General features: G+C 55.1%; 13 protein-coding genes, 1 tRNA gene and 1 riboswitch. Of the genes, 9 read left to right on the top strand and 5 right to left on the bottom strand.

The features are described 5' to 3' along the window. The first annotated feature begins 3 nt into the window (after positions 1 to 3). From baeR to yegS, 3 genes are all read left to right on the top strand, one after another. Positions 4 to 711 (top strand): two-component system response regulator BaeR, encoded by a 708-nt coding sequence (gene baeR, locus AAGR08_RS05805; protein ID WP_097096694.1) that lies wholly within the window; start codon positions 4 to 6, stop codon positions 709 to 711. Between the two features lie 145 nt (positions 712 to 856). Continuing rightward, a complete protein-coding gene (yegQ, locus tag AAGR08_RS05800; RefSeq protein WP_345829007.1) occupies positions 857 to 2,224 on the top strand; it encodes a tRNA 5-hydroxyuridine modification protein YegQ in 1,368 nt (455 codons plus the stop codon). Between the two features lie 231 nt (positions 2,225 to 2,455). Beyond that, a complete protein-coding gene (gene yegS, locus AAGR08_RS05795) occupies positions 2,456 to 3,355 on the top strand; it encodes a lipid kinase YegS (protein ID WP_345829005.1) in 900 nt (299 codons plus the stop codon). Between the two features lie 205 nt (positions 3,356 to 3,560). Here the strand turns inward: yegS and AAGR08_RS05790 are convergent, their stop codons facing one another. After that, on the bottom strand, positions 3,561 to 4,682 hold the full coding sequence (locus tag AAGR08_RS05790; protein ID WP_345829003.1) for a Gfo/Idh/MocA family oxidoreductase: 1,122 nt from the start codon (positions 4,680 to 4,682) through the stop codon (positions 3,561 to 3,563). A 309-nt stretch (positions 4,683 to 4,991) separates the two neighbouring features. On the opposite strand from AAGR08_RS05790, the gene AAGR08_RS05785 reads away from it, so the two are divergent. The 5 genes from AAGR08_RS05785 (at position 4,992) to AAGR08_RS05765 (ending at position 10,027) form a co-directional block, all read left to right on the top strand. Then, a tRNA-Asn gene (locus AAGR08_RS05785) sits at positions 4,992 to 5,067 on the top strand. A gap of 292 nt (positions 5,068 to 5,359) precedes the next feature. Beyond that, complete coding sequence (locus AAGR08_RS05780; protein WP_097096690.1) at positions 5,360 to 6,370, top strand: Zn-dependent oxidoreductase; 1,011 nt, start codon at positions 5,360 to 5,362, stop codon at positions 6,368 to 6,370. 83 nt (positions 6,371 to 6,453) lie between these two features. Further along, positions 6,454 to 7,737, top strand: a complete 1,284-nt coding sequence (locus tag AAGR08_RS05775) for an MFS transporter (RefSeq protein WP_097096689.1) — start codon at positions 6,454 to 6,456, stop codon at positions 7,735 to 7,737. A 44-nt stretch (positions 7,738 to 7,781) separates the two neighbouring features. Next, complete coding sequence (locus tag AAGR08_RS05770) at positions 7,782 to 9,242, top strand: mannitol dehydrogenase family protein (protein ID WP_097096688.1); 1,461 nt, start codon at positions 7,782 to 7,784, stop codon at positions 9,240 to 9,242. A 98-nt stretch (positions 9,243 to 9,340) separates the two neighbouring features. Next, positions 9,341 to 10,027: a GntR family transcriptional regulator gene (locus AAGR08_RS05765; protein ID WP_097096687.1), complete on the top strand. Its 687-nt coding sequence runs from the start codon at positions 9,341 to 9,343 to the stop codon at positions 10,025 to 10,027. A 90-nt stretch (positions 10,028 to 10,117) separates the two neighbouring features. Here the strand turns inward: AAGR08_RS05765 and fbaB are convergent, their stop codons facing one another. The 3 genes from fbaB to thiM form a co-directional block, all read right to left on the bottom strand. Further along, entirely contained in the window at positions 10,118 to 11,170 is a 1,053-nt protein-coding gene (gene fbaB / locus AAGR08_RS05760) for a class I fructose-bisphosphate aldolase (protein WP_345828999.1), read from the bottom strand. Positions 11,171 to 11,317: 147 nt separating this feature from the next. Then, on the bottom strand, positions 11,318 to 12,118 hold the full coding sequence (gene thiD / locus AAGR08_RS05755; RefSeq protein ID WP_345828997.1) for a bifunctional hydroxymethylpyrimidine kinase/phosphomethylpyrimidine kinase: 801 nt from the start codon (positions 12,116 to 12,118) through the stop codon (positions 11,318 to 11,320). Beyond that, the gene (thiM, locus tag AAGR08_RS05750; protein WP_345828995.1) at positions 12,115 to 12,900 is read right to left on the bottom strand and encodes a hydroxyethylthiazole kinase; all 786 of its coding nucleotides are present in this window, start codon (positions 12,898 to 12,900) and stop codon (positions 12,115 to 12,117) included. Before thiM ends, thiD begins: the two co-directional genes overlap by 4 nt. A 33-nt stretch (positions 12,901 to 12,933) precedes the next feature. Continuing rightward, positions 12,934 to 13,029, bottom strand: a riboswitch (TPP riboswitch). A 235-nt stretch (positions 13,030 to 13,264) separates the two neighbouring features. Here thiM and AAGR08_RS05745 point away from each other — a divergent pair. Beyond that, positions 13,265 to 13,468 carry a hypothetical protein gene (locus tag AAGR08_RS05745; protein ID WP_097096670.1) on the top strand — a complete coding sequence of 68 codons (204 nt, stop codon included), beginning with the start codon at positions 13,265 to 13,267 and terminating at the stop codon, positions 13,466 to 13,468. Between the two features lie 68 nt (positions 13,469 to 13,536). Here AAGR08_RS05745 and ahpF read toward each other — a convergent pair whose 3' ends face one another. Continuing rightward, positions 13,537 to 15,105 (bottom strand): alkyl hydroperoxide reductase subunit F, encoded by a 1,569-nt coding sequence (gene ahpF, locus AAGR08_RS05740; protein ID WP_345828993.1) that lies wholly within the window; start codon positions 15,103 to 15,105, stop codon positions 13,537 to 13,539. Positions 15,106 to 15,128: the final 23 nt, after the last annotated feature.

The following is a 15,128-nucleotide window of genomic DNA, read 5'->3' as shown; positions in this document are numbered from 1 at the left end:
CTTATGAGCCCGGAAAATAGCGATCCTCTGATCCTTGTCGTAGAAGATGAGCCCAAACTGGCGCAGCTGATGATTGATTATCTGCAGGCGTCCAACTACCGCACGCACCATATTGCTGATGGCAACGAGGTGCTGAACTATGTACAGCAAACGCCACCTGACCTGATGCTGCTGGATTTGATGCTGCCAGGCCGCGATGGCTTGACGCTGTGCCGTGAAATTCGCCGCTTCTCTGAGCTACCGATCATCATGGTTACCGCGCGTACCGAAGAGATCGACCGCCTGCTTGGGCTGGAAATTGGCGCCGATGACTATGTCTGCAAGCCGTTTAGCCCGCGTGAAGTGGTGGCTCGCGTTAAAACCATTCTGCGCCGGGTCAAACGCTCGCCGGAGGAGGCGCAACAGGCGTCCCCTCTGCACATTGATGAAAGTCGTTTCCAGGCCAGCTGGCGCGAACAGCAACTGGAACTGACGCCCGCCGAGTTTCGTCTGCTGAAAACCCTGGCGCTGGAGCCGGGAAAAGTCTTCTCGCGCGAGCAACTGCTAAATAACCTCTATGATGATTATCGCGTGGTCACCGATCGCACCATCGATAGCCATATTAAAAACCTGCGCCGTAAGCTGGAAAATCTGGATGCGGAACAGCCGTTTATCCGCGCGGTGTACGGTATGGGTTATCGCTGGGAAGCGGACGTTTGCCGCTTGTTGTAGCCCGTAACGGGTTACATTGATCCAGGTCAATTTACATCGGGTGTGGCCCTGCCTACAATTCCCCACCTTTTGCAGGGCCGCCTGACGCGGCCGCTGCACCTGCCATCCACGATGGCATGCTGACCTGACATCAGTGAGACATTCCATGTTTAAACCTGAACTGCTTTCTCCAGCGGGATCGCTGAAGAATATGCGTTACGCCTTTGCCTATGGCGCTGACGCGGTCTATGCCGGGCAACCCCGTTACAGCCTGCGCGTACGTAATAATGAATTCACCCATGAGGTACTGGCTGCGGGCATTCATGAAGCTCATGAGCTGGGTAAGAAATTCTACGTGGTGGTCAATATCGCCCCGCATAACGCCAAACTTAAAACGTTTATCCGCGATTTAACGCCGGTGGTGGCGATGCAGCCGGATGCGCTGATCATGTCCGATCCTGGGCTGATTATGCTGGTGCGTGAAGCCTTCCCGGAAATGCCGATCCATCTGTCAGTGCAGGCCAACGCGGTGAACTGGGCGACGGTGAAGTTTTGGCAGCAAATGGGTTTAACCCGCGTCATTCTGTCACGTGAACTGTCGCTGGATGAGATCGCCGAAATTCGCCAGCAGGTGCCGGAAATGGAGATTGAAATCTTCGTGCACGGTGCGTTGTGCATGGCTTATTCCGGCCGCTGCCTGCTCTCCGGTTACCTCAATAAGCGCGACCCGAACCAGGGTACCTGCACCAACGCCTGCCGCTGGGAATACAAAGTGGAAGAAGGTAAGCAGGATGAGGTCGGTAATATTGTCGGCTTTCATGAGCCGGTCAACGTGCAGGCGCCAACGCTCGGCCTCGGCGCTAATACCGATCGCGTATTCATGCTGGAAGAGAAGAAAAACCCGGGTGAAATGATGAGTGCCTTCGAGGACGAACACGGCACCTATATCATGAACTCCAAAGATCTGCGCGCCGTGGCACACGTTGAACGGCTAAGCCAAATGGGCGTGCACTCATTAAAAATTGAAGGCCGCACCAAATCCTTCTACTACTGTGCACGTACCGCCCAGGTTTATCGGCGTGCCATTGATGATGCCGCCGCGGGTAAACCTTTTGATCCCGCGCTGCTGGAGACGCTGGAAGGTCTGGCGCATCGCGGTTACACCGAAGGTTTTCTGCGTCGTCACACCCATGACAGTTATCAGAACTACGAAAACGGATTTTCTATCTCAGAGCGCCAGCAGTTTGTTGGTGAATTTACCGGTGAACGTCGCGGTGACTGGGCGCAGATTGCGGTAAAAAACAAGTTTATGCTGGGGGATTCCGTGGAGATCATGACGCCGGAAGGCAATCTCAACTGCCGGCTCGAAAGCATGCAGAATGATAAAGGCGCGGCGGTTGACGTTGCTCCGGGCGATGGGCATCGCGTTTGGATCCCGGTGCCAGAATCGGTCAATCTGTCCTTTGCCCTGTTGCTGCGTAACTTCACCGACGGCAACAGCACTTACGATCCGCACGGCAAAAATCGCACATAATGAAAAGAAAGCGGTGAAGTTAGAACAGGATCACAGACCGCCGCATCGTCCCGCTTTAGAATCCCGCCTGCTGCTAACGAGTAACAATAATCAGCAGGTTGTAACAGGAACCACCTCATTCACCCGCCCGGCTCCCCCGTGCGGGTTTTCTTTTTTCATCGCCCGCCGATAAAGTTCTCGCCGCAGCTATGCTATAACCACTTCTCTTTCTCTGGCATCAAGGAACTGATAATGCAAAATAAACCGCTGACGCTGTTAATCCTCAATGGGAAAGGCGCAGGTAATGAAGATTTGCGCGCTGCGGTGCAAACGCTGCGTGACGAAGGCTTTAATCTGGCGGTGCGCGTCACGTTCGAAAAGGGTGATGGCGATCGCTATGTGCAGGAAGCGGTCGATTTGCAGGCAGAAACCGTGGTGGCGGGCGGCGGCGATGGCACGATTAATGAAGTCGCAACGGCGCTGGCACAGCTGCCGGAACCGCAGCGCCCAGCGCTGGGTATTTTACCGCTCGGTACCGCCAATGATTTCGCCACCAGCGTGGGTATTCCGGAAGGTATGGAGCCGGCGCTGCGGCTGGCGCTGGTAGGAAAAGCTACCGCGATTGATTTGGCGCGCGTCAACGGCAATCGCTATTTTATCAATATGGCGACCGGCGGTTTTGGCACCCGTATTACCACCGAAACGCCCGAAAAGCTGAAATCAGCGTTGGGCGGCGTGTCGTACTTTATTCACGGTTTGATGCGTGTGGATGCCCTGAAGCCGGACAGCTGTGAAATTAGCGGCCCCGGTTTCAACTGGCAGGGCGATGCGCTGGTAATTGGGATTGGTAATGGACGTCAGGCGGGTGGCGGCCAAAGGCTTTGCCCGGATGCGCTGATTAATGACGGGCAACTGAATTTGAGCATCGTCACCGCGCAAGAGTTATTGCCGACGTTGCTGCATTCGCTGACGCGTGATGATGAGAATCCGAATATCGTTTCAGCGCAGCTGCAGTCATTGACCATTCGCTCACCGCATGAAATGACGTTTAATCTGGATGGCGAACCGCTCAGCGGCAGCGCGTTTGACATTGAAGTGATGCCGGGTGCGCTGAGCTGTCGTTTACCACCGCAGTGCCCGTTGCTGGCTTAACGCACATTACCGTAGCGGCGTAATAAATGCGTAATGCCGCTCACTTAAGCAAAAAAGCCTTTTTATGCAGGTGCGCATAAATGCGCACCCTACGAAAAGCCGGTTATATCCATGTAGGGTCACTATTCATGGTGACCCATTCACGCCTAACTGACGAGCATTACGCAATAAATTGCGCCGCTACGATTTGGCATAAATCTCGTCATTACACCTTCATCCAGCGGCGTTCCAGCGCTGAAACAGCCACGGCTTCCAACACTTTCTGCACCTGTAATCCTTCGGCGAAATCGGGCCACATACGATCGCCTGCCGCAATACCGTTAATTAAATCGCGAATCTCAACGGTCTTCTGATCGTTAAATCCAATACCGTGCCCGGCTGAGACGCAGAAATTGGCGTAGTCCGGATGCGCAGGACCGGTCAAAATGGTTTTGAATCCCTGGCGCCCTGCCGGTTCATCATGGATATACAGCTCCAGCTCGGCCATGCGTTCCTGGGTATAGCGCAGCGTGCCTTTGGTGCCGGTAACCACATAGGTCAGGCCCATTTTACTGCCACAGGCGATGCGCGATGTTTCAAACACACCGTGCGCACCGTTTTTGAAACGCAGCAGCGCGCTGGCCTGATCTTCGTTTTCCACCGGCAACAGGCGCGAAGTATCTTTCGGATCCGGGCGCTGCTGAATTACCGTCATCATATCGCCACTGACTTCATCAATATCGCCAACCAGGTAGTGCGCCATGTTGACAATGTGTGCGGCCAAATCGCCAAGCGCGCCCAATCCTGCCAGCGCTTTCTGGCAGTGCCAGTCGAGCGGGGTTTCCGGATGCGCCAGATAATCTTCATTGTGCGTGCCATAGAAGTGCACCACATCGCCGATTTCACCGCGAGCAATAATCTCGCGCGCGAGCTGGCTGGTGGGATTCTTCATGTAGTTGAAGCCGACCAGCGTTTTCACACCGGCCTGCTGCGCCGCCTGAACCATCTCTTCCGCATCCGCCACCGACAGCGACAGCGGTTTCTCGGAATAGACGTGCTTGCCGTTACGGATTGCTTCCAGCGCCATCTCTTTGTGCAGGAAATTCGGCGCGCAGATATCAACAACATCGATGTTGGGATCGCGTACCAGCTCGCGCCAGTCGCCGGTAGATCGCGCAAAGCCAAAGGTGGCCGCCTGTTTCGCGGCCAGGTCTGGACTCACTTCCGCCAGCATTTCACGCACGATTTCCCCTTTCAGGGCAAAAACCGTGGGGGCCTGCGCATAGGCTATCGCGTGACAACGACCAATATATCCACTGCCAATCATACCGATTCTGACTTTGTTCATGATGATTCCTGCGTTCGTTCGAGTATCAAGTGATATGGAATATATGTTTCGCTTTTTGGCGCGACAACGACGAAATGAAATATCTGTGATCATGCATGCGAGGTATCTGACAAAAACGACAAATCAGAATGTAATTTTGCATAAGATTGGTGATGACCATCACAAATACGGCTACGGCTGGCGCTATTTTCGGCTTTAAAGCAGCATCAACACTGGAATTGACGCTTTATTCAGCAGTCAGAAAAAATTGTGAAAAAGAGTTTTGACAAGGTGCAGCCTGCTCGTTAATATGCGCCCCGTTCAAACGATTCCTCTGTAGTTCAGTCGGTAGAACGGCGGACTGTTAATCCGTATGTCACTGGTTCGAGTCCAGTCAGAGGAGCCAGATTTAAAAACCCGCTCAGGGAAACCTGAGCGGGTTTTGTCTTTTTCAACGGCACCATTTAGCCTGCCTTGATATCACGATCGCCATACATGGCGTCCCTGTAAAAGAGTTCCTGAGTGATGGAACAACTTACGCACTGCAATCATCTCTCCCTGTTTCACGCTCTGTGACTTTCTTCACAACTCTGCAACGCCGACTTGTATGGTAGTATTGGTGCGCGTATTTTTTCAGCATTGCTTTCCCATTGATGCCGGCTTCACAACTTAGGTTGGCAGCAGGCAAGGAGTAAATGATGAAAAGTGTGGTGATTGAACAACCCGGTGAATTAGTTTTGGCAGAGCGCCCGCTGCCGCAGCCCGCTGCAGGTGAAGTACGCGTTAAAGTGCAATATGCCAGCATCTGCGGTTCTGATGTGCATATCTGGCATGGGCATAATCCTTTTGCGAAATATCCGCGCGTGATCGGTCACGAATTCTTTGGCCTGATTGATGCCGTAGGTGATGGCGTGGCAAACAATCGCATTGGTGAACGTGTGGCTGTCGATCCGGTGGTGAGCTGTGGTCACTGCTATCCCTGCTCTATTGGCCGCCCTAATGTGTGCAAAGAGCTGCAGGTGATTGGGGTACATCGCGACGGTGGCTTTAGTGAGTATGCGGTGGCACCGGCGAAAAATGCCTACCGTCTGCCCGATAGCGTTCCCGATAAACTTGCCAGCATGGTTGAGCCTTTCACCATTGCCGCTAATATTACCGCCTTTCTCAAACCGCAGCCGAACGATGTGGCGCTGATTTACGGTGCCGGCCCGATGGGCCTTACCGCTATTCAGGTGCTGAAAGGCGTGTACGGCGTCGAGCAGGTGCTGGTGGTCGATCGTCTGCCGGAGCGTCTGGCGCTAGCGCAGGAAAACGGTGCCGATGGCGTGTTTAACAACAGCGAAATCCCGTTAGCAGCCCAGCTTGAAGGTGTGCAACCCACGTTGATTATTGATGCCGCCTGCCATCCGTCTATTCTCGCTGAAGCCGCGGCTCTCGCCTCACCTGCGGCGCGCATCGGTCTGCTCGGCTTCTCCGGCGAACCTTGCAGCATTACGCAGCAAAGTCTCACCAGTAAAGAGCTGTCGCTGTTCACCTCTCGCCTCAACAGCAATCGCTTTCCACAGGTGATTGAGTGGATTGAGCAAGGTCAGATCCAGCCGGAAAAGCTGGTAACACACTATTTCCCGCTGGCGGACGTTGAGCAAGCCATGACGCTGTTCGAAAAAGATCCCCGCACCTGCTGCAAAGTGATCCTACAAATGGGTTAAGTTAACCCGCACACCAGGTGTCCCCATGCCGGTCATAACCCGCCGGCATTATTACTATAAAAAATGACGATGACGGAGTTTCTATGTTTAAGAACCTGCGCTGGACCCTCGTACTGCTGTTGTTCCTGGTGTTTATGATCAATTACCTCGATCGTATCGCCCTCTCGCTGACCGTACCTTTGGTGGAAAAAGACCTGACGATTAACGCCGAACAGTTCGGCATGATTTTCGGCAGCTTCTTCTTTGGTTACGCCCTTTTCAACTTTATCGGTGGCTTAGCGACCGATAAATTCGGCCCGACCATCGTACTCGGCACCGCCGTCGGCATGTGGTCACTGTTCTGCGGCCTGACCGCCATGGCAACCGGTTTCTGGTCAATGATGATTCTGCGCGTGCTGTTTGGCATGGCGGAAGGGCCGATTTCTGCCTCAGCGAACAAGGCCATTAACGGCTGGTTCCCGAAAAAACAAGCCGCGACGGCGATGGGTTTACTGAGTTCGGGTTCACCGCTGGGCGGCGCTGTTGCTGGGCCGATTGTCGGCTATCTGGCGCTGTCGTTCGGCTGGCGTCCGGCGTTTGTCGTCATCGCCGCAATTGGTTTCGTGTGGCTGGCGCTGTGGTTCTTCTTTGCTGCAGATAACCCGGCGAAAAGTAAACGCGTATCCCCAGAAGAGCGTGCGCTGGTGGAAAAACTGAAAGCCGAAGAACCGGCTGACGTTATCGACCCGAGCGGCAACGCGCACGGACTGGGTTTCTACCTGCGCCAGCCGATCATTCTGGTCACCGCGTTTGCCTTCTTCTGCTACAACTACATTCTGTTCTTCTTCCTGAGCTGGTTCCCGGCGTATCTGGTGCAGGCGCATGGCCTCGATATCAAAGCGATGAGCATCACCACCATGATCCCGTGGATTGTCGGATTCGTGGGCCTGGCGCTGGGTGGCTGGATTTCCGATAAGATTTTCAACCTCACCGGTAAACTGCTGCTATCACGCAAAATTGTGCTGGTGGTTTCACTTACCGCCGCCGCTATTTGCGTAGCGCTGGCAGGTACGATAAAAGAGGTCAACTCGGCGGTGATCATGATGTCGATCTCCATCTTCTTCCTCTACATCACCGGCGCGATTTACTGGGCAATCGTGCAGGACGTGGTGCACAAAAGCCGTGTCGGCAGCATCAGCGGCTTTATCCACCTGATTGGTAGCTTGTCAGGCGTTATTGGCCCTGTCGTCACCGGCTTCATCGTACAGCACTCGGGTAAATTCGACAGTGCGTTTATCCTGGCGGGTGCAGTGGCGGGTGTCGGTGCCCTGCTGGTGCTGCTGGTGATTCGTGAACCCAAGGCCAACAACAAACCAGTTTCGGTGTAATTCTCGTGGGGCGCTCAGCGCCCCATTTGCTAAAAGGAATGATTATGTTAGAGCTTGAACGCCTCCCCGCTGATGTACAACGCCCTTCTTACGATCGCACACAACTCAAAACCCGTATGGTGCACATTGGCTTTGGTGCGTTTCATCGTGCGCATCAGGCGCTTGCGACCGATAAACTGGCCGCACAGGGCAGCGACTGGGGCTATTGCGAAGTGAATCTCAACAGCGGCGAGCTGATTCAGGCGCTGCGTCAGCAGGATTTGCTCTACACGCTGACGGAAATGGCCGATGAGACGTTGCACACGCGCGTGATTGGCGTGGTGACGCAGGCGCTGCACGGCAAAAGTGACGGCATTGAGGCGGTGATTGAAGCCATGAGCCAGCCGGAAGTGGCAATTGTCTCGATGACGGTGACCGAGAAAGGCTATTGCTATATGCCCTCCAGCGGCAAGCTGAATCCCGATCATCCGGATATCGTGCATGACCTCGCACATCCAACGGCACCACGTTCGTTACCGGGGCTGATTCTGGCGGCGATTATTCGCCGTCGTGAACGTAATCTACCGCCGTTTAGCGTGATGTCATGCGACAATATGCCGGAAAACGGCCACGTCACGCGCAATGTGGTGACTCAGCTGGCGGAGCGCCATAGCCCGGCACTGGCGGCCTACATCCAGACGCACATCACGTTCCCTTCAACCATGGTGGATCGCATCGTTCCGGCCATGACCGATGCGGCATTCGACACGCTGAGCGCACGTTTAGGCAGCCGCGATCCGGTGGCGGTGGAAGCCGAACCGTTCTTTCAATGGGTGATTGAGGACAACTTCGTAAACGGCCGCCCGGCCTGGGAAAACGCCGGCGCGGAATTGGTCAGCGACGTATTACCGTTCGAAGAGATGAAGCTGCGCATGCTGAACGGTAGCCATTCGTTCCTCGCCTACCTTGGCTTTCTGGCCGGTTACGACCACATCAGCGATTGCATGGCTGATGCCAGCTATCGCCAGGCGGCTCGTGCATTGATGTTGCAGGATCAGGCACCTACGCTGCGTACGCAAGGCGTCGATCTCGAGGCCTATGCCAACTCACTGATTGCACGCTACGAAAATCGCGCCATTAAGCATCGCACTTATCAGATCGCCACCGACGGCACGCAAAAACTGCCGCAGCGTTTGCTCGATAGCGTGCGCTGGCATCTGCGCAACGGCACCTCATGCGATTATCTGCTGCTGGGTGTGGCTGGCTGGATGCGCTATGTCAGCGGCGTGGACGAGCAAGGCGCGCCGATTGAGATCCGCGATCCGCTGAAAGATCGGTTGGCGGACATCGTGGCCAACAGTGAGGAAGGCGCAGCGCGCGTCAAAGCGCTATTGGGGCTGAAGGCGGTGTTCGGCGACGATCTGCTGCAGCACACCGCCTTTGTCACCCGTGTGACCGAGCTCTATCAGCAGTTAGTGAATCAGGGCGCGCGCGCCACGGTGCATGCCCTTGTCACACAAGGCTAAGCGCCTTCATAAATGAGTAGCGCAGACGCAGCGTGCTGATTAGACTGAACCTTTCTCATCGGGCTGGCACATGCCAGCCGTAATACGGATATTGCTGCATGTCGACTGCCTATACCATAACCACCAGCGAACCGGTAAATCAGCAGATCTATCGTTACCTGCGTAAAGATATCGTGACCTGTGTCATTCATCCGGGCTCGCTGCTGTCGGAGAAGGAAGTGTCGGCGCGCTTTAACGTTTCCCGTCAGCCGGTACGTGAAGCCTTTATTAAACTGGCCGAAGCTGGATTGGTACAGGTTTTACCGCAGCGCGGCACTTTCGTGCGCAAGATTTCCGCTCAGCGCGTGGCCGACGGCCGTTTTATCCGTGAAGCGGTAGAGATTGCTGTCGTCCGCCGCGCCGCGCAGGAGATTGATGCAGCGGGACTGATGGCGCTGGAGCACAATCTGCAGCTGCAGCGTTTGGCCGCCGAACGGCATGACAGTCAGGCTTTTTTAGCGCTGGACGATGAGTTCCATCGCTTAATTGCCGAAGGGATCCATTGCCTGCTGGCATGGGAAACGGTGGAGAATATTAAAGCCACCATGGATCGCGTACGCTTTCTGACGCTGAGTGAAGTCTCACCGCCGGAACGGTTGATTCAGCAGCACGAAGATATTTTCAATGCGTTGAAAGCGCATGACGTTGAAGCCGCTGAAAGCGCGATGCGCCGCCATTTGCAGGAAATGATTTTGACCATCACGCCCATCGCTGAGCGCAACAGCGAGTGGTTTGAGGCGCCTTGATGCTAAGAGGCCGCCATGAATGGCGACCCTACGATATGCATAATATTCAATGTGTTGTAGGGTCAGCATTTATGCTGACCTTTCACGCAATCACGCAATCGACACATCCTTCGACAAATAGACATCTTGCACCGCATTAATCAACTGCACGCCCTCTTTCAGCGACTTCTTAAACGCTTTACGGCCAAGGATCAGCCCCATACCGCCCGCACGCTTATTGATCACCGCCGTACGCACCGATTCAGCGATATCTGTCTCACCGGCAGAGGCACCGCCTGAGTTAATCAAACCTGCGCGCCCCATATAGCAGTTCGCCAACTGATAACGTACCAAATCAATCGGATTTTCCGTGGTCAGTTTGCTGTACACGCGCTCATCGGTGTGACCAAATTTCACGGCGTTATAGCCACCATTATTCTCAGCCATCTTCTGCTTAACGATATCCGCACCGATGGTGGCCGCCAGATGGTTGGCCTGGCCGGTCAGATCGGCGCTGGCGTGATAATCTACCCCCTCCTTCTTAAATGCATCATTACGCAGATAGGCCCACAGCACCGTCACCATTCCCAGCTCGTGTGCGCGTTCAAACGCCGCAGAGATCTCTTCAATCTGCCGACGTGATTGCTCAGAGCCAAAATAGATGGTGGCGCCAACGGCTACCGCACCTAAATTAAACGCCTGCTCCACGCTGGCATACAGCGTTTGGTCGTATTGCGTTGGATAGCTCAGGGTTTCGTTATGGTTCAGCTTCACCATAAACGGGATACGGTGCGCGTAGCGACGCGAAACCGAAGCCAAAACGCCGTATGTGGACGCCACGCAGTTGCAACTGGCTTCAATCGCCAGTTCAACGATGTTTTTCGGATCGAAATAGGCAGGATTGGCAGCAAACGATGCGCCCGCCGAGTGCTCCACGCCCTGATCGACCGGTAGAATGGATAAATAGCCGGTGCCCGCCAGACGTCCGGTGTTGTACAGGGTTTGCATGTTGCGTAATACGGTAGGAGAACGATTGTTGTCGATCATCACACGATCAACATAATCCGCGCCGGGTAAATAGAGGCTGTCCGCTGGAATGGTCATGCAGCGATGTTGAAGAAGGCTATCCGCCTCTTTGCCCAATAACTGTACGATGTCCGTCATGTTCGCTCCTGATAAATGGCTGGATTGGAACCGACACCTGTCGATTTCCCCCCAACAGCCTGGACCGGAATGCCGCAGGCTGGCAAATTGCTGACTCCATTTTTCAGACGGATTCGCAGTGAAAAAGCGGCAATCTGGCGTTACGCCCTACCACCACTGATGGAAATGGTGCACTGGCCCAATGCCTTTGCCCACTTCCAGCGAATCGGCATGCAGCAGCGCCTGCTGCAGCCAGGCTTTGGCTTCAGCCACCGTCGCCGCCCAATCATTATGCCGTGGCCGCAGTGCGGCCAGCGCCGCTGAGAGTGAACAACCGGTGCCGTGCGTGTGTTGGGTATTGACGCGCGGCGCGGTAAAACGCTGGCGTCCCGCGCGGGTGATCAGCCAATCCGGGCTCTCGGCATCACTAAGATGTCCCCCTTTCATCAGCACCGCCTCACAGCCAAGATCCAGCAGCGCATCGCCCTGCTGCAGCATGGTTTTTTCATCCTGCGCCATAGCGCGCCCCAACAGTGCTGCGGCTTCCGGCAGGTTCGGCGTGATCAGCGAGACCTGCGGCAGCAGCAGTTCGCGTACGCTGGCTACCGCATCCGGCGACAGCAGCGCATCGCCACTTTTGGCAATCATTACCGTATCCAGCACCACAAACGGCAGGCTGGCGCGTTTCAGCCGCTCGGCCACCACTTCAACGATCGCCGTTTCTGCCAACATGCCGATCTTTGCGCTATCAATGCGCACATCGTCCAGCACCGAATCGAGCTGCGCGGCAACAAAATCGGGTTCGATACGATAAACCGACTGCACGCCGCAGGTATTCTGCGCCACCAGCGCAGTGATGACGCTGGTGCCATACGCGCCCAGCGCGGAGAAGGCTTTCAAATCGGCCTGGATACCGGCGCCGCCACTTGGATCGGTACCGGCGATGGTTAATGCGTTGATGCGTTTCATACTGTCATCTCCAGCGTCCAGAGCGCATCAAGAAAAGCCGACGCAAAACTGCCCGGCCCCTCGACTTGACGCGCCGTGATTTCACCGGCTAGCGACATCACACGACAGGCAGCGGCCACATGCAGCAGACGCTCGCCCGGTAAGCTGGTGAAAGCCGCCACCACCGCCGACAACGCGCAACCGGTGCCGACCACCCGCGTCATCAGCGGACTCCCGCCGGGGATCGCCAACGTTTGAGTGCCATCGGTAACGTAATCCACTTCGCCGGTTACGGCGACGACAGTGTCATAGTCACGCGCCAGCTGTTGCGCAGCGCTCAGCGCGGCATCGGCCTGATGCAGACTATCCACGCCACGACCGCCCGTTGCCTGATTAGCCAGGGCGAGAATTTCTGAGGCGTTACCACGAATCGCCGCCGGATGCAGACTAAGCAGCTGCTGGCAGAATTCGGTGCGCAGCGTTAATGCGCCGACCGCAACCGGATCCAGCGTCCACGGCGTGCCGGCTTTTTGCGCGGCCTGCACCGCCGCTAACATCGCGTCTCGACGATCGCGCGTTAGCGTGCCGACGTTTATCAATAACGCATCGGCAAACCCGGCAAACTGCGCGGCCTCTTCAGCATCAATCACCATCGCCGGAGAAGCGTGCAGCGCCAGCAATACATTTGCGGTAAAGGTTTGCACCACGTCGTTGGTCATACAGTGCACCAGTGGCGCTTGCTGTCGCAGGAGGAGCAAGGATTGCGCGAGTTGCGCAGTGGAGAGAAGGTTAGGCTGTGTCATAAAGCTCCCAACCGGCGATCAAGAAGGCGAATGCGGTCAGGCATCTGACTTCCCTACGCTGGCATTATCCAGATCAGGTCAGCGGGTGTATCTCAGCCCTGTGTTACAGGGGCACCCCGAGTCATAGCATGAATGTATTGCTTCATGCCGCAGACAGGATAATGGCAGCATCGGAGCTTGTAAATCAGTGGATGCCTCGTTCATTCATCGTGGGCGAACGAGGACGTTCCACGCCGCACCACCTTAAAATCGAGACCTGTCTGAATAACGCTTGATAAATATCAAGCCCATCTCGCGTGAAAATCGGCCTAATGGCATCCCGGATTTAAAGACAGACACCGCCCACCCCAATCCGGTAGCGATAATGAAATTAAAATTCTTCAGCTTTATTCCGCATGCACATCGATGGCGCAACGTCCAAATATCCCGTAAAGGTGCAATTTCGCCAGCGGGTCGCCACTATTTCTCTACTCATGTAGAAGCACAATGCAAAAGCTGCGGTGAACGACTGCATAAAGTCTATTACCGCGATATCAGCGATGCCGAAGCAAAACGCTGGTTAGGCTAAGGACGTATAAAGATAAAAAAAAGCCCCGCAACACAGGTTGCAGGGCTATTGCGTGGCTATCGCAAAAATTATTCAGCCGGTTTAGTACGAATCAGATAATCAAAGGCGCTGAGTGAGGCTTTCGCACCTTCACCGCTGGCGATGATGATCTGCTTATATGGCACCGTGGTGCAGTCGCCGGCGGCGAATACGCCTTTCAGGCTGGTTTCGCACTTGGCATCAATAATGATTTCGCCCATTTTAGTGCGCTCAACCGCACCTTCTAGCCAAGTGGTGTTTGGCAGCAGGCCAATTTGCACGAAGATGCCGCTCAGCGCGATTTCGTGGCTGGTTTGGTTATTACGATCGATGTAGGTCAGGCTGGTAACCTTACTACCGTCACCTTTCACTTCCGTGGTCTGCGCATTCAGGATCACGTCGACGTTTTTCAGGCTGCGCAGTTTGTCTTGCAGCACTTTATCGGCGCGCATTTCGCTGGCAAATTCCAGCAGCGTAACGTGCTCAACAATACCGGCCAGATCGATCGCCGCTTCAACGCCTGAGTTACCGCCGCCGATCACCGCCGTGCGTTTACCTTTAAACAGCGGACCGTCGCAGTGCGGGCAATAGGTGACGCCCTTGGTGCGATACTGCTCTTCGCCCGGCACGCCCATGTTGCGCCAGCGCGCCCCGGTGGCAATGATGATGCTGCGAGATTTCAGTACCGCGCCGGATGCGGTTTCAATCGCGTGCAGACCGCCCTCTTTCGCCGCAGGAATCAGCTTAATGGCGCTCTGGGTATCAATCACATCCACATCGTAATCATCAACGTGAGCGCGCAATGAACCGGCCAGCTTGGCGCCTTCGGTTTTCGGCACGGAGATGTAGTTTTCAATGTCGACGGTGTCCAGCACCTGGCCACCAAAGCGTTCGCCCATCAGGCCAGTACGAATACCTTTACGTGCCGAGTAGATGGCCGCTGCCGCGCCCGCCGGGCCGCTGCCGACGATCAACACTTCATAGGCATCACGTTTGTTCAGCTCTTCCGCCGCGCGTTTATCGGCGTTGGTGTCCACTTTACCGACGATTTCCGCCAGGCTCAGACGGCCCTGACCGAACTCTTTGCCATTCAGAAATACCGCTGGCACGCCCATCACGTTGCGTTCGGTGATTTCGTTCTGGAACATACCGCCATCAATCGCGGTATGGCTGATGCGCGGATTCAGTACCGCCATCAGGTTCAGCGCCTGTACCACGTCAGGACAGTTGTGGCACGACAGTGAATAATAGGTTTCGAAATGGAAATCACCTTCCAGCGCTACCACTTGATCCAGCAGGCTCTGCGCTTCTTTCGAAGGGTGTCCACCGGTTTGCAGCAGGGCTAAAACCAGTGAAGTGAATTCATGGCCCATTGGCGAACCGGCAAAGCGCGGACCGCTCTGGCTGCCTGGGTTAGTAATCAGGAAAGAGGGTTTACGCACCGGACGATCGTTCTCTTCACGGAAGCTGACTTTATCTGACAAGCTCGCGATATCGACCAGCAGAGTACGGATCTCTGCCGATTTAGCGCCATCATCCAATGTGGCAATCAACTCAACCGGTTTCGTTAGTTTCTCAAGGTAAGCCTTGAGTTGGGTTTTTAAATTGGTGTCGAGCATAGTGAGTTCCTGTCATGAAAATC

This window comes from Pantoea sp. BRR-3P, assembly GCF_039621635.1.
Taxonomy (GTDB): Bacteria; Pseudomonadota; Gammaproteobacteria; order Enterobacterales; family Enterobacteriaceae; genus Pantoea; species Pantoea floridensis.
The sequence above is the reverse complement of the archived record's forward strand: the minus strand, read 5'-3'. Positions and strand labels throughout refer to the sequence as shown.

Excerpts from the sequence above, each read along its gene's own strand:
- baeR (WP_097096694.1), top strand. The coding sequence starts at position 4 with ATGAGCCCGGAAAATAGCGATCCTCTGATCCTTGTCGTAGAAGATGAG.
- yegQ (WP_345829007.1), top strand. The coding sequence starts at position 857 with ATGTTTAAACCTGAACTGCTTTCTCCAGCGGGATCGCTGAAGAATATG.
- yegS (WP_345829005.1), top strand. The coding sequence starts at position 2,456 with ATGCAAAATAAACCGCTGACGCTGTTAATCCTCAATGGGAAAGGCGCA.
- AAGR08_RS05790 (WP_345829003.1), bottom strand. The coding sequence starts at position 4,682 with ATGAACAAAGTCAGAATCGGTATGATTGGCAGTGGATATATTGGTCGT.
- AAGR08_RS05780 (WP_097096690.1), top strand. The coding sequence starts at position 5,360 with ATGAAAAGTGTGGTGATTGAACAACCCGGTGAATTAGTTTTGGCAGAG.
- AAGR08_RS05775 (WP_097096689.1), top strand. The coding sequence starts at position 6,454 with ATGTTTAAGAACCTGCGCTGGACCCTCGTACTGCTGTTGTTCCTGGTG.
- AAGR08_RS05770 (WP_097096688.1), top strand. The coding sequence starts at position 7,782 with ATGTTAGAGCTTGAACGCCTCCCCGCTGATGTACAACGCCCTTCTTAC.
- AAGR08_RS05765 (WP_097096687.1), top strand. The coding sequence starts at position 9,341 with ATGTCGACTGCCTATACCATAACCACCAGCGAACCGGTAAATCAGCAG.
- fbaB (WP_345828999.1), bottom strand. The coding sequence starts at position 11,170 with ATGACGGACATCGTACAGTTATTGGGCAAAGAGGCGGATAGCCTTCTT.
- thiD (WP_345828997.1), bottom strand. The coding sequence starts at position 12,118 with ATGAAACGCATCAACGCATTAACCATCGCCGGTACCGATCCAAGTGGC.
- thiM (WP_345828995.1), bottom strand. The coding sequence starts at position 12,900 with ATGACACAGCCTAACCTTCTCTCCACTGCGCAACTCGCGCAATCCTTG.
- AAGR08_RS05745 (WP_097096670.1), top strand. The coding sequence starts at position 13,265 with ATGAAATTAAAATTCTTCAGCTTTATTCCGCATGCACATCGATGGCGC.
- ahpF (WP_345828993.1), bottom strand. The coding sequence starts at position 15,105 with ATGCTCGACACCAATTTAAAAACCCAACTCAAGGCTTACCTTGAGAAA.